Annotated in this window: 18 protein-coding genes and 19 tRNA genes; 33 read left to right on the forward strand and 4 right to left on the reverse strand. The window is 37.2% G+C overall.

Annotation, left to right across the window (positions count from 1 at the left end; all coding sequences use genetic code 11):
• Nucleotides 1-2: 2 nt before the first annotated feature.
• From AC6UD8_RS02115 to AC6UD8_RS02205, 19 genes are all read left to right on the forward strand, one after another.
• Nucleotides 3-75 (forward strand) — tRNA-Val (locus AC6UD8_RS02115).
• A 4-nt stretch (nt 76-79) separates the two neighbouring features.
• A tRNA-Lys gene (locus AC6UD8_RS02120) sits at nt 80-152 on the forward strand.
• A 23-nt stretch (nt 153-175) separates the two neighbouring features.
• Nucleotides 176-248: transfer RNA gene (locus tag AC6UD8_RS02125), tRNA-Thr, on the forward strand.
• A gap of 5 nt (nt 249-253) precedes the next feature.
• Nucleotides 254-325, forward strand: a tRNA-Gly gene (locus AC6UD8_RS02130).
• 16 nt (nt 326-341) lie between these two features.
• A tRNA-Leu gene (locus AC6UD8_RS02135) sits at nt 342-427 on the forward strand.
• A gap of 9 nt (nt 428-436) precedes the next feature.
• A tRNA-Arg gene (locus tag AC6UD8_RS02140) sits at nt 437-510 on the forward strand.
• 5 nt (nt 511-515) lie between these two features.
• Nucleotides 516-589 (forward strand) — tRNA-Pro (locus tag AC6UD8_RS02145).
• A 25-nt stretch (nt 590-614) separates the two neighbouring features.
• Nucleotides 615-688, forward strand: a tRNA-Met gene (locus tag AC6UD8_RS02150).
• A gap of 9 nt (nt 689-697) precedes the next feature.
• A tRNA-Ile gene (locus AC6UD8_RS02155) sits at nt 698-771 on the forward strand.
• Nucleotides 772-837: 66 nt separating this feature from the next.
• Nucleotides 838-927 (forward strand) — tRNA-Ser (locus tag AC6UD8_RS02160).
• 9 nt (nt 928-936) lie between these two features.
• A tRNA-Met gene (locus tag AC6UD8_RS02165) sits at nt 937-1,010 on the forward strand.
• Nucleotides 1,011-1,014: 4 nt separating this feature from the next.
• Nucleotides 1,015-1,089: transfer RNA gene (locus tag AC6UD8_RS02170), tRNA-Asp, on the forward strand.
• A gap of 7 nt (nt 1,090-1,096) precedes the next feature.
• A tRNA-Phe gene (locus tag AC6UD8_RS02175) sits at nt 1,097-1,169 on the forward strand.
• 19 nt (nt 1,170-1,188) lie between these two features.
• Nucleotides 1,189-1,259 (forward strand) — tRNA-Gly (locus AC6UD8_RS02180).
• Nucleotides 1,260-1,275: 16 nt separating this feature from the next.
• Nucleotides 1,276-1,350: transfer RNA gene (locus tag AC6UD8_RS02185), tRNA-Ile, on the forward strand.
• 2 nt (nt 1,351-1,352) lie between these two features.
• Nucleotides 1,353-1,440: transfer RNA gene (locus AC6UD8_RS02190), tRNA-Ser, on the forward strand.
• Nucleotides 1,441-1,448: 8 nt separating this feature from the next.
• A tRNA-Glu gene (locus tag AC6UD8_RS02195) sits at nt 1,449-1,521 on the forward strand.
• 24 nt (nt 1,522-1,545) lie between these two features.
• Nucleotides 1,546-1,619 (forward strand) — tRNA-Met (locus AC6UD8_RS02200).
• Nucleotides 1,620-1,623: 4 nt separating this feature from the next.
• Nucleotides 1,624-1,698: transfer RNA gene (locus AC6UD8_RS02205), tRNA-Asp, on the forward strand.
• A 54-nt stretch (nt 1,699-1,752) separates the two neighbouring features.
• Here AC6UD8_RS02205 and AC6UD8_RS02210 read toward each other — a convergent pair.
• Nucleotides 1,753-2,253: a hypothetical protein gene (locus AC6UD8_RS02210; RefSeq protein WP_500693954.1), complete on the reverse strand. Its 501-nt coding sequence runs from the start codon at nt 2,251-2,253 to the stop codon at nt 1,753-1,755.
• A 103-nt stretch (nt 2,254-2,356) separates the two neighbouring features.
• Between AC6UD8_RS02210 and AC6UD8_RS02215 the strand changes: the two genes are divergently transcribed.
• From AC6UD8_RS02215 to AC6UD8_RS02235, 5 genes are all read left to right on the forward strand, one after another.
• Nucleotides 2,357-3,097, forward strand: coding sequence for an MBL fold metallo-hydrolase (locus AC6UD8_RS02215; protein ID WP_500699335.1), 741 nt, complete (start codon nt 2,357-2,359; stop codon nt 3,095-3,097).
• 15 nt (nt 3,098-3,112) lie between these two features.
• Nucleotides 3,113-3,817, forward strand: a complete 705-nt coding sequence (locus AC6UD8_RS02220) for an adaptor protein MecA (protein WP_500699337.1) — start codon at nt 3,113-3,115, stop codon at nt 3,815-3,817.
• Nucleotides 3,818-3,902: 85 nt separating this feature from the next.
• A complete protein-coding gene (locus AC6UD8_RS02225) occupies nt 3,903-4,946 on the forward strand; it encodes a competence protein CoiA (protein WP_500699339.1) in 1,044 nt (347 codons plus the stop codon).
• A gap of 15 nt (nt 4,947-4,961) precedes the next feature.
• On the forward strand, nt 4,962-6,764 hold the full coding sequence (pepF, locus tag AC6UD8_RS02230; protein WP_500699341.1) for an oligoendopeptidase F: 1,803 nt from the start codon (nt 4,962-4,964) through the stop codon (nt 6,762-6,764).
• Between the two features lie 80 nt (nt 6,765-6,844).
• Nucleotides 6,845-7,654, forward strand: a complete 810-nt coding sequence (locus AC6UD8_RS02235) for an aldo/keto reductase (protein WP_500699342.1) — start codon at nt 6,845-6,847, stop codon at nt 7,652-7,654.
• A gap of 50 nt (nt 7,655-7,704) precedes the next feature.
• Here AC6UD8_RS02235 and AC6UD8_RS02240 read toward each other — a convergent pair whose 3' ends face one another.
• Nucleotides 7,705-8,289, reverse strand: a complete 585-nt coding sequence (locus tag AC6UD8_RS02240; protein ID WP_500699344.1) for a DsbA family protein — start codon at nt 8,287-8,289, stop codon at nt 7,705-7,707.
• 176 nt (nt 8,290-8,465) lie between these two features.
• Between AC6UD8_RS02240 and AC6UD8_RS02245 the strand changes: the two genes are divergently transcribed.
• The 5 genes from AC6UD8_RS02245 to AC6UD8_RS02265 all read left to right on the forward strand — a co-directional run bounded on the left by AC6UD8_RS02245 (nt 8,466) and on the right by AC6UD8_RS02265 (nt 14,446).
• Nucleotides 8,466-9,110 carry a GTP pyrophosphokinase gene (locus AC6UD8_RS02245; protein WP_500699346.1) on the forward strand — a complete coding sequence of 215 codons (645 nt, stop codon included), beginning with the start codon at nt 8,466-8,468 and terminating at the stop codon, nt 9,108-9,110.
• A complete protein-coding gene (locus AC6UD8_RS02250) occupies nt 9,107-9,919 on the forward strand; it encodes an NAD kinase (protein ID WP_500693946.1) in 813 nt (270 codons plus the stop codon). Before AC6UD8_RS02245 ends, AC6UD8_RS02250 begins: the two co-directional genes overlap by 4 nt.
• Nucleotides 9,912-10,793 carry an RluA family pseudouridine synthase gene (locus AC6UD8_RS02255; protein WP_500699348.1) on the forward strand — a complete coding sequence of 294 codons (882 nt, stop codon included), beginning with the start codon at nt 9,912-9,914 and terminating at the stop codon, nt 10,791-10,793. The genes AC6UD8_RS02250 and AC6UD8_RS02255 overlap by 8 nt, the downstream gene beginning before the upstream one ends.
• Nucleotides 10,794-11,041: 248 nt before the next feature.
• Nucleotides 11,042-13,576: an SH3 domain-containing protein gene (locus tag AC6UD8_RS02260; RefSeq protein WP_500699350.1), complete on the forward strand. Its 2,535-nt coding sequence runs from the start codon at nt 11,042-11,044 to the stop codon at nt 13,574-13,576.
• Between the two features lie 72 nt (nt 13,577-13,648).
• Nucleotides 13,649-14,446 (forward strand): MucBP domain-containing protein, encoded by a 798-nt coding sequence (locus AC6UD8_RS02265; protein ID WP_500699352.1) that lies wholly within the window; start codon nt 13,649-13,651, stop codon nt 14,444-14,446.
• 80 nt (nt 14,447-14,526) lie between these two features.
• Here AC6UD8_RS02265 and AC6UD8_RS02270 read toward each other — a convergent pair whose 3' ends face one another.
• Nucleotides 14,527-15,108, reverse strand: a complete 582-nt coding sequence (locus AC6UD8_RS02270; protein ID WP_500699354.1) for a copper homeostasis protein CutC — start codon at nt 15,106-15,108, stop codon at nt 14,527-14,529.
• A 129-nt stretch (nt 15,109-15,237) separates the two neighbouring features.
• On the opposite strand from AC6UD8_RS02270, the gene AC6UD8_RS02275 reads away from it, so the two are divergent.
• Together AC6UD8_RS02275 and AC6UD8_RS02280 are read left to right on the forward strand one after the other, a co-directional pair.
• The gene (locus AC6UD8_RS02275; protein ID WP_500695525.1) at nt 15,238-15,750 is read left to right on the forward strand and encodes a tRNA (cytidine(34)-2'-O)-methyltransferase; all 513 of its coding nucleotides are present in this window, start codon (nt 15,238-15,240) and stop codon (nt 15,748-15,750) included.
• Nucleotides 15,751-15,768: 18 nt separating this feature from the next.
• The gene (locus AC6UD8_RS02280; protein WP_500699356.1) at nt 15,769-18,162 is read left to right on the forward strand and encodes an FtsK/SpoIIIE family DNA translocase; all 2,394 of its coding nucleotides are present in this window, start codon (nt 15,769-15,771) and stop codon (nt 18,160-18,162) included.
• A gap of 49 nt (nt 18,163-18,211) precedes the next feature.
• Here AC6UD8_RS02280 and AC6UD8_RS02285 read toward each other — a convergent pair whose 3' ends face one another.
• Complete coding sequence (locus tag AC6UD8_RS02285; RefSeq protein WP_500693939.1) at nt 18,212-18,337, reverse strand: DUF4044 domain-containing protein; 126 nt, start codon at nt 18,335-18,337, stop codon at nt 18,212-18,214.
• A 96-nt stretch (nt 18,338-18,433) separates the two neighbouring features.
• On the opposite strand from AC6UD8_RS02285, the gene AC6UD8_RS02290 reads away from it, so the two are divergent.
• Together AC6UD8_RS02290 and mraZ are read left to right on the forward strand one after the other, a co-directional pair.
• Nucleotides 18,434-18,823: a DUF3397 family protein gene (locus AC6UD8_RS02290; protein WP_500699357.1), complete on the forward strand. Its 390-nt coding sequence runs from the start codon at nt 18,434-18,436 to the stop codon at nt 18,821-18,823.
• A 133-nt stretch (nt 18,824-18,956) separates the two neighbouring features.
• Nucleotides 18,957-19,382: a division/cell wall cluster transcriptional repressor MraZ gene (mraZ, locus tag AC6UD8_RS02295; RefSeq protein ID WP_500699359.1), complete on the forward strand. Its 426-nt coding sequence runs from the start codon at nt 18,957-18,959 to the stop codon at nt 19,380-19,382.
• Nucleotides 19,383-19,396 lie beyond the last annotated feature (14 nt).

The raw sequence follows: 19,396 nt of genomic DNA on the forward strand, positions 1-19,396 counted from the left end.
TTGGAGGATTAGCTCAGCTGGGAGAGCATCTGCCTTACAAGCAGGAGGTCACAGGTTCGATCCCTGTATCCTCCATATTGAGCCGTTAGCTCAGTTGGTAGAGCATCTGACTTTTAATCAGAGGGTCGGCGGTTCGAACCCGCCACGGCTCATTATTTATATAAATAGCATGTATGCCGACTTAGCTCAGTTGGCAGAGCACCTGTCTTGTAAACAGGGGGTCGGAGGTTCGAATCCTCTAGTCGGCATTTATGCGGAAGTAGTTCAGTGGTAGAACGCCACCTTGCCATGGTGGAGGTCGCGGGTTCGAATCCCGTCTTCCGCTTATGTCAATTTATAATGCCGGGGTGGCGGAATTGGCAGACGCACAGGACTTAAAATCCTGCGGTCAGTGATGACCGTACCGGTTCGATCCCGGTCCTCGGCATATTATTATGCACCTATAGCGCAATTGGATAGAGTGTCTGACTACGAATCAGAAGGTTGTAGGTTCGACTCCTACTAGGTGCATTCATCGGGAAGTAGCTCAGCTTGGTAGAGCACCTGGTTTGGGACCAGGGGGTCGCAGGTTCGAATCCTGTCTTCCCGATTAGATACTTTTATGTATCTTAAATCGCGGTGTAGCTCAGCTGGCTAGAGCGTCCGGTTCATACCCGGGAGGTCGGGGGTTCGATCCCCTCTGCCGCGATTAGGTCTTGGACCTTTAGCTCAGTTGGTTAGAGCAGACGGCTCATAACCGTCCGGTCGTAGGTTCGAGTCCTACAAGGTCCATCCGAACGCTGTTTGGTGGGCGTTGAGGTTTATTGACTTATATGTTACAATTACTTTGTTGTTTTTGGAGGATTACCCAAGTCTGGCTGAAGGGAACGGTCTTGAAAACCGTCAGGCGAGTCAAATCGCGCGAGAGTTCGAATCTCTCATCCTCCTTTATATTATCGCGGGATAGAGCAGTCTGGTAGCTCGTCGGGCTCATAACCCGGAGGTCGTTGGTTCAAATCCAGCTCCCGCAATTTTGGTTCGTTGGTCTAGTTGGTTCAGGACGCCTGCCTGTCACGCAGGAGATCACGAGTTCGAGTCTCGTACGAACCGCTTAAATGGCTCGGTAGCTCAGTTGGTAGAGCAACGGATTGAAGCTCCGTGTGTCGGCAGTTCGATTCTGTCCCGCGCCACTTAATTTAATATTTTTATGCGGGTGTAGTTTAGTGGTAAAACCGTAGCCTTCCAAGCTACTGTCGCGAGTCCGATTCTCGTCACCCGCTTTTATTTGTTTTATTTGGGTCTATAGCTCAGTCGGTTTAGAGCGCACGCCTGATAAGCGTGAGGTCGATGGTTCGAGTCCACCTAGACCCATTGGAGAAGTACTCAAGTGGCTGAAGAGGCGCCCCTGCTAAGGGTGTAGGTCGCGCAAGCGGCGCGAGAGTTCGAATCTCTCCTTCTCCGTTTATTATGACCCGTTGGTCAAGTGGTTTAAGACACTGCCCTTTCACGGCAGTAACATGGGTTCGAATCCCGTACGGGTCATCATTATTTTTACTATATAATTATCGCGGGATAGAGCAGTCTGGTAGCTCGTCGGGCTCATAACCCGGAGGTCGTTGGTTCAAATCCAGCTCCCGCAATTTTGGTTCGTTGGTCTAGTTGGTTCAGGACGCCTGCCTGTCACGCAGGAGATCACGAGTTCGAGTCTCGTACGAACCGTATCATTATCATATAAAAAAAGAGATGAATTATTCATCTCTTTTTTTATATCTATTAATTATTTGTTGGTGCAACCCGTTGATAACTGGCTGAGCGGTAATCAATGTTAGGATCGTTTTTAAATTTAGAAACAATACTTTCAGGACGATTAGCCCAATCATTGTATGCGTATGCTCCACGCCATAAAGTGAGAATAATACGCTTAGTATGATCCTTTGAATCTGACATATAATACCCCGAAAACATTCCGCTTGGTAATTCAGGACTACTCATGAATGTGTTCATGTTTGCATCTAAAACTTTACGTTGGTCATCAGATGGTGAAAGTTCCACATAATTAATGAAATAACTCCAGTTATCTTCGCCAACGTGTGAAAGGACGTCATAAGTGATGGGACTTTTAAAAATTGATTCCTTTCCACTGTAATCCAGGAGTTGGAGGCCCGAATCATTATTGTTGGTGGAGAATAGTGCTAAATCCCTTTCAGGATTACTTTTCATGATGTGCACTAATACATTCTTCGTGCCAAATGTTACAGAAATTTGTCTTATCATATTATTAACTTCCTTTTGATGTAAATTGCTTCATAATTAGTTTAGAATAAATCCTAATGAGTTAAAAGGAAAATGTCCTAATTTTTGGAAATGGGGGATAAAAATGAAACTTACGGTTTTAGGTGATTATGGTGGTTATCCTTATGATGGAATTGGTACTAGTGGATATTTAGTTACTAGCGGTAACTTTAATTTGTTAATTGACTGTGGGAGCGGAGTAATGCTTTCATTAGAAAGGGTTTTAGATCCACTAAAATTAAATGCAGTTATCTTGTCACATTATCATGCAGATCATATCGCTGATGTTGGGGTGTTACAGTATTATTGGCAGTTAAGTGATAAACGTTATGACACCGATGTTTTGCCAATTTACGGAAACACAGCTGATCAGATTCATTACAACCAGTTAGATTGGCCCAATTCGACTGAAAAAGAACCCTTTAGTGTCGATAGTGAACTTGAAGTGGGACCATTTACAGTCACGTTTTTAAAGACAATCCATCCCGTGCCAGCCTTTGCGATGAAGATTGTTGAACGATCATCTGGAAAAGTATTGAGTTACACAGCTGATACACGTTATTTTGATGGTCTGATTAATTTTGTTCAGAACTCTGATATGTTAATATCAGATACGAATTTCTTTGAGGATGTGGATGGTGAATTGTGGCATATGACTTCTAAACAGTCGGGTCACTTAGCTCGATTGTCAGATAGTAAGAACCTGTTAATAAGTCATCTCCCTCAAATTGGTAGTCATGTAAAATTGTTACAGCAAGCACAACAAGCCGCTGGCAAAAAGGTTAATGTTGAATTGCCTAAAATAAGAAAGGCAATTAGGATTTAGGAGGCGATTCATTTTATGAAATTCCATCGTGTTAACAAAGATACAATCCGTGTACTGATTAACAAGGAAGACTTAAAAAAACATGGAATTGGAATGCTTGATCTTTTAGGAAATCGAGAAAAATGTGAACAATTTTTCTATAGCATTCTTGATGAAGCTGACGTTGAAAAAGACTTTACGGATACAGATACGGTTTTGTTTCAAATTCTTCCTAGCCAAGATGGATTAGAGTTATTTATTAGTAAAGATAAGAATATTTCGAATCAAATTGGCGATAATGATGGGATGTTACCTCCATTAAATGAAAATGGAAAACAAAGAACCAGCAAAAACGTTAATGAAATTCGCAAGATGTATGATATCTTTGATAAAAAGACTGGTAAACGACTAATTCCAATCAAATTCAATTCATTTGATGATTTAATTGGTCTTGCCAATAAATGGAAGGAAGTTACTCCCCGCCATTCAGTAGAATTAAAAACTGATTTGTATCAATATCAAAATTCGTATATTATTATGTTTAGATACTATTTGAATGGTCAGTACGATAGTGAGGGTAATTCTAATCTTGATGACCTTAATCATATGATTAATGATGAAATGGGAATTGTTTATGAGTATGGGAAAATTGCACCACTGACTGAAGACAAATTAAAGAAGTATGGTAAGCAAATTACGGTTGGTGATGCACTTGAAACAATTGCATATTATTTTAAGTAAAAAGATTCGCATTTAGCGAATCTTTTTTCGTATATTGCGAAGGGTCTTTTTTATGTTAATGGCTTTAGAAAATGGAAAGCTAATTATGGCACGAGATGCCAAAAGGAATCATAAATATTATTGCTGTGATTGTGGTGAATTGGTGGTTTTGAAAAAAGGTATTAATAAAATTCCACATTTTGCTCATCAAGCAAATTCGAAGTGTAAAACGGGAGCCGGTGAATCTTATGCGCATACACTTGGCAAAGACATCATATTAAACTCGTTACCATGTGATGCTGATGTAGAGGTATATTTACCAACTTTAAAACAACGAGCGGATATTCTTTTGAATAATATGGCAATTGAGTATCAATGCAGCCCTATTAGCTTTCAACAGTTGAGTAAACGGGTAGCTGGTTACCATTCAATTGGTCTGGAATCTTCTTGGATCTTGGGAATGAAATATTATAAAAAGAAGGTTTCAAGTCCTTCAGTACTTCAATTCATTAGATATCATAAAAACACGGGGTACTATCTTGTTTATATGAATTCTTTTAGATCACGATATTTTATCCGCTACCAAATTCATCAAGTTGATGGGGTCTATCGTTACCGAGAGAAGTCATTTAAACGCTGGTATTCAATGTTTGAATTTTTTAACAAAAAGCAATCTGATAAATTAAGGCAGCCTAATTTAATCAAGGTATGTAAACAAATTGAGAAGAAAGTTCGCTATCGTGATCAGGGGATGATGGCTTTACAGGAATACTGCTACCTAAATGGCAAGACGGTGACTGGATGTCCACTTATTTGTCATCATTATCGGATGTTGCCTCCAGTCTTCGGTCACCAGTGGTTGACTTGGGAAATAATTTTCGTCTGTGAACTAAAAAAGTGGGTTGGTAAAAGTATTTTTCAATTTATGGATAAAGTATATCAAGAAAGCCATTTTGCTGATCCAAATGATCAATTTGTTTTTCTAACCAATGTTGAAAATGTAAGGAAGGCTTATATTCAAAGGTTTGTGGCTTGTTTGATTCATAATAAGCTGTTGGTGATTGATGATGGAAAGATTGAACGAGTTGAAGAATTTACGTGGTATAGAGATGTTTATGCTAAGATAATCATGATTAAGAAACGTTCATGAAATGGAGATTGTAAAATGTCAAAGATAAATGATTTGCCAAATCGAAACGAGGTTCCAAAAGAATTAACTTGGGATTTGACTACTGTGTATAAGGATCATGCGGAGTTTGAACTAGCATATAGTGAAGTTAGTGATTTAGTTGGAAAGGTTAGTCAATTAAAGGGAAAACTAGGCTTAAATAGTGAGTCGCTTTTAAATGTAATTAGGCAAGTATTGGACTTGAATCGAAAATATGAAAAGTTATATGTTTATGTTCAGTCAGCTAGTGATGTTGATACTACTAATAATAACCTTCAAAGTGACATGGACCGGGTTAATAAATTAGGAAGCAAAGTTGGTCAGGCACAGTCTTGGTTAGAACCCGAAATCATTTCCTTAGGGTCTGAAAGCATCGAACAGTTTATTAGGGAAAATCCAAAGTTGGAAGAATATCGAAGATTTTTTGATAAGATTTTAGTTAATCAGGATCATGTCTTACCTGAGGACCAAGAAAAGTTGATGGCTAGGGCTTCAACAATTTTTGAGGCACCCGAAAAGACATTTGGAATCTTAGATAGTTCTGACCTTAAATTTCCTCAGGTGAATGATGGGTCGGGTAAAAAAGTACGGCTTTCTAACGGTATTTATAGTTTACTCTTGGAGTCGCAAGATCGAAAAGTGAGAAAGAATGCTTTCAAATCCTTTTACTCAACCTTTGATCAATTTCAAAACACGCTTGCTTCAACTTTGTCAGCAGAAGTATCTGTTCATAACTTTGAAGCACAGACGAGAAAATATGATTCAGCAAGACAAATGGCAATGAGTGAAAATGAGATTCCTGAAACTGTCTATACAACCTTAGTAAAAAGTGTTCATGATCACTTACCGTTATTTCATCGGTACATTGCGCTCAGAAAAAAAGCTTTGAATGTTTCTGAATTACACATGTATGATATGTACGTGCCATTAAGTGGAAAACCAAGTCTCAAGTATTCCTTTGGGCAAGCGAAGGATGAAGCTTTAAAGGCACTGAGCGTTTACGGTCCGGATTACGTTAAACACGTTAAAGAAGAATTTAATAATCGCTGGATTGATGTAGTTGAAAATAAAGGGAAACGAACGGGAGCATACTCATCTGGGATGTATGATACGAATCCATTTGTTTTGCTTAACTGGCAAGATAATCTTGATAATTTATACACTTTGGTGCACGAGACAGGACATAGTATGCACAGTTACTATACTTCTCATAACCAACCATACCAGTACGGCGATTATTCAATTTTTGTGGCCGAAATTGCGTCAACTACTAACGAAAATATCTTGACTGATTACTTACTTAAAAATAATTCAGATCCAGAGGTTCGCAAATACATCCTTAATTCCTACTTAGATGGAATAAAGGGAACAATTTTTCGGCAAACCCAGTTTGCTGAATTTGAAGAGTTTATCCATCAATCAGAACAAGAAGGAAAGTCGTTAACTGCGGACTTTATGAACAAATATTACTTTAATTTGAACCAAGAATATTATGGAAAAGACGTTGTTTCTGATCCTGAGATTCGACTTGAATGGTCCAGAATTCCTCATTTTTACTATGATTTCTACGTTTATCAATACGCAACTGGTTTTGCGGCTGCTTCCGCATTAGCGGATCGAGTTATGAGTGGAGATCCTAAAAAGATTGATTCGTATCTGAACTATTTAAAATCAGGAAGTAGTAAGGATCCTATTACTATTATGAAAGCAGCTGGAGTTGATATGACTAAACCGGATTATTTAAATCAAGCCTTTGATAAGTTTGAAAGACGCTTAGATGAACTGGAAAAAATGCTTTAGATTTACTATAAGCACAATGTTTGAAATATTATGTGAGAGGAATATGCTGTACTTGTAATTAATTAAGGAGGGGTGTTTGCATGACAGCTAGAGATGAAACATTTACTTTAAATAATGGGATTAAGATTCCCAAGATTTTTTTTGGAACCTATGAAATTCCAGCTAGAGAGACAGAAAAGAGTGTTGATCAAGCATTAAAGGATGGTTATCCTGGGATTGATACTGCACGCGATTATGGCAACGAACGTGAAGTTGGAAATGCAATCAAGAACAGTGATGTTAACCGTGATGATATTTTTCTGACCACTAAGATTGAAAGCCCAGAATCTTATGATGAAGCAACTAAAATGATTGATGAAGCACTGGAAAAACTACAAACTGACTACATTGATTTAATGTTGTATCATTGGCCTGCAGGTGATTTAACGGAAACTTACAGAGCAATGGAAGATGCAGTTAAGGCTGGTAAACTAAAGAGCATCGGTTTGTCCAATTTTTATGGTGGTGATCTCAGTACCATTTTGAAGAGTGCAACCATTAAACCAGTTGTCGATCAAGTTGAAACTAATGTATTTCGTCAACAAAAAGACTTTTTGCCGGTTGCTAAAAAAGATGATTTGCGACTGGAAGCTTGGTCACCATTTGCACGAGGTCGTAATGGATTCTTTACCAATGAAACGTTGGGAAAGATTGCTCAAGCTCACGATAAGACCATTGGTCAGGTGGGCCTTCGCTTCTTAATTCAAAATGGAATTATTGTTTTACCACGATCCACTAAACCAGATCGGATTAAGAGTAATTTGGATATTTTCAATTTTGAGTTAACACCCGATGAAATGAAAGAAATTAATAAGCTAGATACTGAAAAGAGCCAGTTTGGTTGGCTTTAGTAATAAAAAAGTGGTCTCGCACTATTAGGTGCGAAACCACTTTTTTTATTCTAGAGGACCCTTAGATTATTTGGTTGTTTAATTTTACCATCAAGTTCTCGTGATTCCTTTTGAATTATGTGGTTACAAATATCAAATAACTCTTGGTAGTCAACTTTATCAATTAGTAAACCGTTGTCTGAAGAATCACAGTCGAATATTACTAGATTACCATGATTTGAGATATTCATTTCTGAAATCATTTGTTGATCAGATTGAAAGGTGCTCTCAGTTAATTTTGAACGACGGTCTTCTTTAAACATTTCCAAGTCTAGATCAGCTTTTTGGGCAATGTCGTAAACTAAGCTATCGCAGTAAGTCATGTTTCTTTTTAGAATGTCGTGCTGTAGTGCAAATAAAAAGGTTCGACCCTTTTTTGCTCCTTGAAATAGGGCTGCTTTATAATCAAGGATTAGTTTATATGGAAGAAGTTGTGAGTGAGCTTCCTTATTACCAGATATAACGCTAAGGTTCATGATCGGAATGATTCGAAATGATGTCTTACAGGGTAATTGCTTTGATAAACGATCAATAGTTCGTTCGGACTCAGCACAATCACTGCAAGTTGGGTCTACAAATAAATATAGTTCAATCATAACTTTTTCCTTTCCTAGTTTGTTATCTTTCTCTTCTATAACGACGCACTTACTAGATTATCATTTTTTTATAAAAATTCAATAAATTTGTTTTAGTACTCTTATTATACTGGGATGATAATTAAGTGTGGTATTATGTTTCTGGAACAATATGACAGACTGGAGATTGTTGTTTTATGGTAAAGAATTGGGATGACTTTTTATTTCCATATCAAGAAGCTTCAAAGGAATTAAAATTAAAATTACGTGGGATTCGCTCAGAGTACTTAGAACGTGGCGAACGCTCACCAATTGAGTTTGTTACTAGTAGAATTAAACCAATTGATAGTATCAAAGAAAAAATGCAGCGACGTCACATTGAGGAATCGCGCTTGTCTGAAGACATGGAAGATATTTGTGGATTGCGCATTATGTGTGAATTTCTTGATGATATTTATACGGTAGTAGACATTCTTAGAAAACGAAATGACATTAATATTTTAGAAGAACGGGATTACGTTAATAATGAAAAGGCCAGTGGCTACCGTTCATACCACATTGTATTTAATTATCCCTTGCAGTTAGTCGATGGGCAAAGGGATATTCTGGCTGAAATTCAAATTAGAACTTTAGCAATGAACTTTTGGGCTACCATTGAACATTCTTTAAATTATAAGCATCCTGATGTTTTTCCTCCTGAAGTTCATAAGAGGTTACAGGGGGCATCGGAAACCGCTTATAAGTTGGATGAAGAAATGTTAGAGATTAAACAAGAGTTAGATCGAGATCTTAAGGATCAAAACGATAAACACGATAAACACGAATCGAGGGACCAAAAATGAAAATTGCAATTTATAGTAACGATGGTGAGACCTCGAGTCGAATTGCATCGGAATTATCAAAAGAGATTGAAAATGCAAAAGATTTAGAAATTGATGAACTTAATCCTGAAATTGTAATTTCCGTTGGTGGAGATGGTACGTTACTTTCTGCTTTTCATCATTACGATGATTTGACTGACAAGATTAGGTTCGTTGGAATTCACACGGGTCATTTGGGATTTTATACTGACTGGCGTGATACTGAAGTGACCCAGTTGGTTGAAAGTTTGAAGCATGATAATGGTCAAAGTGTTAGCTATCCCTTATTAGATATCGAAGTAGATTATGCTGATGGGGGACAGCCAGATTATATGATTGCGCTAAATGAGGCTACCTTTAAAAAACTGTTCGGAACGATGGTGGCCAAAGTCTTCATCAAAGGCGAACTTTTTGAAAACTTTCGTGGCGATGGATTATGTATTTCAACTCCCACTGGATCAACCGCATACAATAAATCAGTAGGGGGAGCAATTATTTCGCCTAAGTTCAATTCAATTCAAGTGGCTGAGATGGCTTCAATTAATAACCGGGTTTTTCGAACGATTGGTTCACCGATCATTATTCCACCAACTGAATCCATTACGATTGTGCCAGAGGTATCACTCCATAACGTTCTAACATACGACCAGTTATTAATTAAAGATCGTCCAATTAAGTCCATTAAATTCAAAATTTCCAAACGAAGAATTTATTTTGCCAAATATCGTCACACTCATTTTTGGCAGCGGGTAAGTAATTCATTCATTGGGGAAACCCTTGACGATGATTAGTTTTGATTGGATTTATGATGAATATAAACCCATGAAAGTCAGAACGTTTGTGATGAAAAATGGGGTTACCAGATCGCTGCTTAAAAATATTCGTTATCATGGTGGTCACTTGATGGTAAATAGTAGGGATGTTTATACTAGTTTTGAATTATCACGTGGTGATCGAGTTAAGGTTATTTTGCCACCTGAAGAACAAAATGATTTTTTGCAGGTTTCAAATTTACCGATTAAGATTTTATTTGAAAATGATAATTTTTTGGTAATTGATAAGCCGGTCGGAGTTGCTTCAGTTCCTTCACATATTTATCCTAATGACACAATTTTAAATCGTGTTTTAGGTTATTATGTTCGTAATGATTATCCAAGTAAGAAGGTTCACATCGTTAATCGGCTTGATCGTGATACGAGTGGTCCGGTTATTTTTGCTAAGAATCATTTAGCTCATTCGGTACTTGATAAGCAACTGAAAGACCGACAGGTAAAAAAATATTATGTTGCCGTTGTGTTAGGTGAACTTAACATCAAGCACGGGCAGATTGTGCTCCCAATTGGTAGAAAACCAGGATCATTTATCGAACGAGAAGTCAGAAATGACGGCAAATATTGTCGAACTGAATTTTGGACATTGAAGGTTAATAATGGAATGTCGTTGGTCAAAATTAGGTTGCATACGGGGCGAACACATCAAATTCGGGTTCATTTTGCAAGAATTGGCTATCCGCTTGTGGGAGACTGGCTATATAATCCTTACGAACACAGCAATAAACGGCAAAAATTGCATTGTTATCAGACAATTTTTTTTGATCCGTTTGAAAAAAAAGACGTCAAAGTCGAATCCCAAATTCCTAGTGATTTTAAAGAGTTGTTGAATTAAGATTTATTGGTTTTTATAATATTTCGTTAGCTAAAACGTATAATTCTAGGACACCAGTGTCCTAGAATTATATTTTTTCATGAGTTAAAGATGAGCCAAAATAAATAATTAAGTAAATTGGGGTAGACATTTTTAAGATTTCACTTTAGAATAATTACTATTAATATTGTTTATATTTTTATTAATTTTTGATCGTTAGATGTTATACTTAATTATGATGTTACAGTTTTGAAAAGGAGAGATAATTGATGAAGAAGCTCATTAAGAAGCACAACCAAATGGCTCTTAGTACTGGAGAGACTAAACGCCGTAACAAATTGGTGAAAACCAAAAAGGGCTGGATGAAAGTAGCTATGGGTACGGTCTTTGCCAGTGCGGCATTGTTCACGTTTAACTTAAATAGTTCAGTAAATGCTGATAAGGTAAGTACTGTCCCAGTTTCTGAAAGTGAACCGGCTTCAAATGTTCAACCAAAGAAGGAAATTGTTCAAGAACAACCAACAGTTGCAAACACTAATCAAACCCAAAACGATAGTGGTTCAACCCAAGTGGAAAACACTAATAAGACTGCCACACAGTTACAACAAGCAGGATCAGTAAATGGTGAGACAAATACAGAAGTTAAGAATTCTTCTGAAACAAATGTACATACACCAACATTACAATCAAGTGATTCTAAACAATCTCAGAACGAAAATGAAGTTACTACTGATAATCAACAACCAACTAAGACTGATCAGTCAGCTCAAACTAACTCATTAAATGATAGTAATGCTGTTTCAAAATCGACTGAGACTAATAATGTCAAAGATCAGAATGATTCTAATGAACAGCAACAATCACCAAAAGTTTCAAAGACTAGTGATCAACAGCAAGTAACAAAAGCTCCAAAAGCTGATGCCAGTCAACAATCAGCACAGGACTCTGAAGTTGCTCTCAAGGCAGCTGATAATGCTGAAAACGAGAACAAAGTTTCTGAAAATAATAATGAGCATCAACAGAATGTAGATCAAAATCAAAACGTGAACTTAAAGGCTGACGTTGCCACTCCAGATAAGCAGATTGGTCCTGGTTATTATGATTCAAGCGTTGAAAACAACGTAAATCAAAACGTGCAACGCCCATCACAATATACTAATTTTAATGTTTCAAATAACACTAATTTTGCCAGTTATACTCAGGACTTTATCAATAAGGTGACTCCTGGTGCAATTGCTGGATGGAAGAAATATGGTGTTTTACCATCAATTTCAATCGCTCAGGCCATCATTGAAAGTGGTTGGGGGAGATCTGGATTAGCCGTTAAGGGTAACAATTTATTTGGAATCAAAGGTTCTTATAACGGTCAATCAATCTACTTTCCAACTCAAGAATACATCAATGGACACTGGGTTACTGTTCAAGCAGCCTTTAGATTATACCCAAGCTGGGCTGCAAGCATTGAAGACCATGGTGCTTTCTTAAGAGACAACCCACGTTACAGCAACTTACTTGGCGTACGAGATTACGTGAGTGTAGCCTATGCTTTACAAAATGATGGATATGCGACTGATCCTAGTTATGCTCAGACACTTATTAACTGTGTCCGTAACTATAATTTAACTAGCATCGATCAAATCGCCTTTCAAGATGAAGGTAATCCACTACCAGCTCCTGATGTTAAGCCAGCTTCTGGTACTTATACCTTCAGTCAAACCACCAATATTAGAACTTCACCAAGCCTAAGTGCTCCAGTTGTAGGACAATATAAGGCTGGAGAAAGTGTCATTTACAATGGGACTGTTGATGCTGATGGATATACATGGTTAAGATACAAATCATATTCTGGTGATGATTTGTATGTTGCTAAGGTAAGCGACGTACCAGCCTCAAATCCAGAGTCAAATGTCACACCAGCTTCTGGAACCTATACATTCGGTCAAACTACTAACATTAGAACTGCTCCAAGTACTAGTTCTCAGATTGTAGGTCAATACGATGCCGGTGAACGAGTTGTTTATGATGGTACTGTCCAAGCCGATGGATACACATGGCTAAGATATCGTGGTGGATCAGGTGCCTATCGTTATGTTGCTAAATTAAGCAATACTTCCACTCCCGCACCTAACCCAGATGCAAACGTTAAGCAAGAATCAGGGATGTATACCTTTAATCAAACTACCAACATTAGAACTGCTCCAAGTACTAGTTCACAAGTTGTGGGACAGTACGATGCCGGTGAGCGAGTTGTTTATGATGGTACTGTTAATGCCGGTGGATACACATGGTTAAGATATAAGGCAGCTTCAGGTGCCTACCGTTACGTTGCCAAACTAGATAACAATACTTCAACTCCAAACAACCAACCAAATGTCACTGAAACTTCAGGTACTTATACATTTGGTCAAACTACAAACGTCAGAACTGCTCCAAATACTAATTCACAGGTCGTAGGCCAATATAATGCTGGTGAACGAGTAGTGTACGATGGCAAAGTAATTGCTAATGGATACACATGGTTAAGATATCGTGGTGGATCAGGTGCCTACCGTTATGTTGCTGAATTAGGAAATGGTTCTGTTTCTGGTAACAACCAATCAGACGTTACTCCCACTTCTGGCCGATTTACTTTCAGACACGCTACTAACATTAGAACTTCACCAAGTACTAGTTCACAAGTTGTGGGACAATATGATGCTGGAGAAAGCGTTGTTTATGATGGCAAAGTAATTGCTAATGGATACACATGGTTAAGATACCGAGCAGCTTCAGGTGCTTACCGTTACGTTGCCGACTTGAACTAAAATTAATTAGGTGAAAATAATTTTTAGAAACACCCTTAAACATTTTCAAATAAATGAAATGGAGTATGGATTATGAACTTAAAGAAAGTAACCTCACTAATTTTAATTAGTTTTGCAGTGGTCACCATTGGAGTGTTTGTGCCTAATGTGGGACATGTTAATGCGCAAACTACTCAATTTGCGCAGGGTAATAGTGGTCAAGGGGAGATTGTAGTTCACTACGTTGATCAAAATGGTCACGTAATTCGTCCTGCAACCACCGCCATGGGAGCAACTGGTAGTACCTATATTGCGTCGATTCCTAACATTCCTGGATACAAGTATTCTAGTATTCAAAATGGACAAAATAATAGTAATGGCCCCCAAATGACATTTGGTGGTAGTGATAGTTCGACAGATATTATGGAAATGACGATTATTTATTCATCAACTGGTAACAGTACGGCAAATAATAAACAACCTAACCGTGCTAATGCTGGTGTGAGTTCCAATGGTAGTAATAGTAGTCAGACTAATGGTAAGAATAAAAATAATAACGGGACTAGTGATAGTTCAGCTACTGGTACCCAGAAAAATGCTACTAGTAATAATCAGACAAATGAAAAAGCCAAGGATCAATCAAAGGCCAAAGATAATTCCCAAAAAACCAATGCTGATAAGAATGCCAAGGATAAAAAGAATCAATCTGATAAGAAGAATCAGAAAAATAAAAAGGCAAAAAAAGATCATGACAAAAATGATGCTAAGCACGAGAAAAAAGATGGGAGCATTATTCCCTGGGTAGTTGGAGGAATTATTGTGGTGGTAGTTGCTGGAGTTGGTGCTTTTCTATGGCACAAGTTCAGAGGACCACGTCATTTTGAGCATTAAAAAAGTTCATTGATTGGAGAAAAACAAATAATCCCGTAACGTTAGTTTTTAGCGTTACGGGATTATTTTTATAGCTGAAGCTATTTTTTGTTAATTATAATATTGGGATCAACAATCTTTTGGACCTTATCCAATTCATCTTTGGACTCTACGAGTGGAATTAACTGAAGATTCTGATAATTTTTTATTTTTGCAGATAAACTTTCTATTCTGGTTGATGCAACTACTCCAGCAAAGTTATTGTTATCAATCCAGTTCAGAGTATCAGTCCAATTTTTTTCAATTATTTGATCAAATACAGGTGAAAAATACAGTTGCATGCCGCCTGCTGCCGCCATCAAAATTTCCATGGCCTCTAAGTCGACTTTATTTTGGTCATTTAAAGCACCAATAATGACACCATCAACACCTAACTCTTGGCATTGGAAAAGATCATCTTCCATGATTTTTATCTCAGAATCATTAAAAGTACTAGTATTATTATTTGATGAAATTAAGATGTCGAGGCTTCGCTTTTTTTCGTGAGCATATTTACATGCTTCTGCGATAAATCCACGACTGGGGGTCATCATTTCCTGATTAATTGCAATTTTTAATTGAGAACTTTCAAGTTCAGCAGATGCCTCTCTAAATTTTGATACAAGTGGTTCAACGATTGTCATATAAACTACCTCCTGCAACAATTATAACTATTATAGATCTGAATTGACATCGATTTTGCGCTTAAATGGAATTAGACGCGTGATATAATTGAAAAAGAAAGTTATTGAACGAATTATTGGAGGATGTAAATGACTAATCATATTGCATTATTTGAACCATTAATGCCAGCTAATACTGGCAATATTGCAAGAACATGTGCGGGAACTGATACCGTTCTTGATTTAATTAAACCGTTGGGTTTTTCGGTTGATGATAAACACTTAAAGAGAGCTGGATTAGATTACTGGGATAAGGTTAAGATCAATTATCACGAGAATCTTCCTGAATTTTTAAAAACCATTCCAGACAAGCAAAGGTTGTTTTTGGTTTCAAAGTTTGGGAAAAAGGTGTATACAGATCCTAATTATAGTGATGATAACGTGGATTATTATTTTTTGTTTGGAAAAGAAACGACGGGATTGCCCGAAAACTTTGAACGTCAGTATTCCAAACAAGCTATTAGAATTCCTCAAGATGATTCTCATATTCGAGCATTGAATTTATCGAACACTTGTGCGATTGTAATATATGAGGCTTTAAGGCAACAGAAATTTGCTGGACTTGAAGTGACTCATACTTATGAGCACGATAAATTAAAATAATGCGAAGGGGTGCCTTAGTTGGCTCAACGAAAAACAAAACGTAAAACTACAAAGCGTAAAATAACGAGAAAACGTCGTCCAAGGAAAAAAAGAAATTCTGTTTGGAACAAATTAAAGAACTTTTGCGGTGAAAAGAAATTAAATATCATTGGTTTGATTTTTATGTTGATAGCCGTTTTAGGATTTTTCAGCTTAGGAATGGCGGGGACCCTGTTTGCTAATGTATTTCGGTTAGTGGTTGGGAACGCCTACCAGGTTTTGACAATTTTTCTAGGTGTTTTTGGCATCTTATTGCTTCTGGGAATTAAGATTCCTCGAATCGATTACCATTATATTTTGGGTTTTTTGATAGCATTTATTGGTTGGATTTTAAACTTATCCATTACCTTTTCGAATTCTTTAAATTCCCATGTTAACTTTGTGTCCACCACCTTCAATGCGTTACTTTCTGATATTACTAACGGTGTCTCTACTAGTAACGTTGGGGGTGGGATGATTGGCGCTACGTTATTATCTTTTTTCGATACCCTTATCTCGTTAGTTGGGACTTTGATCCTTGCTTACAGTTTAATGGTCGTTGGAGCGATCATCTTCTTTAAACTACCAGTTATTAAGTGGCTCAAAGGCTTTTTGACTTGGTCAGCTAAGTGGTTTACTGCGATTATTGCGTCATTTAATCGGGCGCACCTGAATAATCAAGAGCGACGAAATAATCGAAAATTACAAAAGCAGCAATCAGCAAAGACAAATCAGTTTCAAGATTATCTAGGACATCAAAAAGAAAATGAGAAGAACAGTTCGAAGTCTCAAGCATCCGTTAATTCACCAACTGTTCCAGTCAATAAGCCAACGGAACATGTTGGTGTTAAACAAGATGAGAATACTCCTCACATAACGGTTGCAAGTAAGAAGCCTAAACGGAATCATTTTGATAATGAAACCAAAACGAGTTTACCAACTTTTGAAAATAATTCTTCTGGTAACCACTATCAACTTCCTTCAACTAATCTCCTTACTAAAGTGCCAGAGCAAGATCAGACTGCAGAATATAATGCGATCGATAAAAATACGAAAATTCTACAAAAGACTTTAAAGAGTTTCGGGGTTGATGCTGAGGTAAAAAATGTAAGCTTAGGACCATCGGTTACCGAATATGAGTTGCATCCAGCAATTGGTGTAAAAGTTTCTAAAATTGTCAATTTGAGTGATGATATTGCACTTGCATTAGCAGCAAAAGACATCAGGATTGAAGCACCAATTCCAGGCAAATCTTTAATTGGGATCGAAGTTCCTAATAAAGCAATTTCGACCGTTTCGTTTCGGGATGTATTTGAAAATCAGACTGGTAACAACCATGGTATTCTAAATGTTCCTTTGGGTAAAAACGTTAACGGTGACGTTGTTTCTTGCGATATTACCAAGATGCCTCATTTGTTAATTGCGGGATCAACTGGAAGTGGTAAGTCGGTTGCAATTAATTCAATTCTCACTAGTATTCTTTTAAAAGCTACTCCCGACCAGGTTAAATTTATGTTAATTGACCCTAAGAAAGTTGAGTTGGGTGTTTATAATGGGATTCCTCATCTTTTAAGCCCAGTGGTTTCAGATCCTAAGAAAGCCGCTCGCGCTCTTCATAAAGTGGTTGATGAAATGGAACATCGTTATGAGATGTTTGCCCAGACAGGTCAACGTAAAATTAGTGGATATAATAAGTATATTCAAGAAAAGAATCGGACTGAAGGTACGGCTCTTCCAACTCTCCCATACATTGTAGTGGTTGTTGATGAACTAGCTGATTTAATGATGACGGTCTCAAATGAAGTGGAGAGTGCCATCATTAGACTAGCTCAGATGGGAAGAGCAGCTGGGGTTCATATGATTTTGGCAACTCAACGTCCGTCAGTTGATGTTATTACCGGATTGATTAAAGCTAATGTCCCATCAAGAATCGCTTTTGCGGTATCAAGTGGAGTTGATTCAAGAACAATTTTAGATACGAATGGAGCTGAAAAATTACTTGGGAGGGGTGATATGCTGTATCTCCCGATCGATCAAAACATTCCAGCGCGTGTCCAAGGTTCCTTTATTTCTGATAGTGATGTTGAAAACGTGATTGATTTTGTCAAGAAACAAGCTGAGCCAGAATATGATGACTCAATGATGGTTACTGATGCTGAAATTAAAGAAGAAGAAAAAGACGATGATGAGGATGATCTATTTGATGATGCTCTGAAATTTGTTGTAAAAGAACAAAAAGCCAGTACGTCGATGATTCAACGTCAGTTTCGAATTGGTTATAATCGGGCGGCTCGGATTGTTGATGATATGGAACAACGTGGGTATATTGGACCACAGCATGGAAGTAAACCTAGAGACGTCTATAAGAAGCCTTCTTCTGATGATGAAAAATAAAAAGACACTCTGAATTTGCTTCAGAATGCCCTAAAACGATATTATTAATTTACATGCCACCAAAGAAAGCAGCTGCTGATCCAGCAACCACTGATAAAATGGTTGCAATAATCATTAACCAAACAAAGATCATTAAGATCTTTTGAAACGTTGTTTTATCTTTCCATTTATTCAAAGTATCCACCACTTTCAGTATTCATACTGTCACAATTCTAACTTTGAACTAAAAATATTGCAAATCACTTATTATACCTAATTTACGAGGTTAAAAATGGTCAATTATATATCTAATCTACATTTATTAGTGGAGTCATTAATTAAGCCTTTATTACTTTTCATTATTATTGGTTTTATTATTATTTTTTTTAAGCGCATTACTAAAAATCGGATGTTTCAACGGCTGAGTGTTCTTGATTCATTTCCAATCATTGGAATTTGGTTAGTTCACGTCATTACTATGACGAGTCATGGATTTTCGTTTTTGCCATTATTCATTTTGGCTTGGATGATAATTGGGATTATCTTTTTGTTTTACCGAGTGATCGATGAAGGACAGTTGTTGCCAAAACAATTTTTAGTTAATTTTTGGCGAATAAGTGACATTTATTGGATAATTATTTTTATATTTTCTTTGATTATAAAAATTATTATAATACACTGATATAAAAGCATTCCTGGGATTTGTTTTCCGGAGTGCTTTTATTTTTTGTGGATTTTTATGGAGGCAAAGTGGTAGGAAGTGGTTTATTGTGGTAAACTAAATTTATATTTAGGGGAGAAGGGAATGATGAATTATGTTCATGGGCGAATATCGACATAACATCGATGCCAAGGGACGTCTCATCATTCCCGCTAAATTTAGAGATTTATTAGGAGATAAATTTGTCATTACTCGTGGTTTAGATGGCTGTCTTTTTGGGTATACCGAGAATGAATGGCAAAAAGTTCAGGATAAGATTAATGAACTGCCCTTTAACAAAAAAGATGCGCGAATGTTTGCACGTTTTTTCTTTTCTGCGGCCACTGAATGTGATATTGATAAACAAGGCCGAGTCAATATTCCGACCGCGCTTTGTAAGTATGCCGACCTGACCAAAAGCTGTGTTTTGGCTGGAGTATCGACTAGGTTTGAAATTTGGGATGCTTCTAAGTGGGATAATTATACGGATGAGGCTTCGAGTGAGTTCAGCGATATTGCTGAAAATTTACTTGATGTCTAACTTGAGGTGAATTT

The sequence above is a fragment of the Fructilactobacillus sp. X1R3C1 genome (assembly GCF_059901545.1).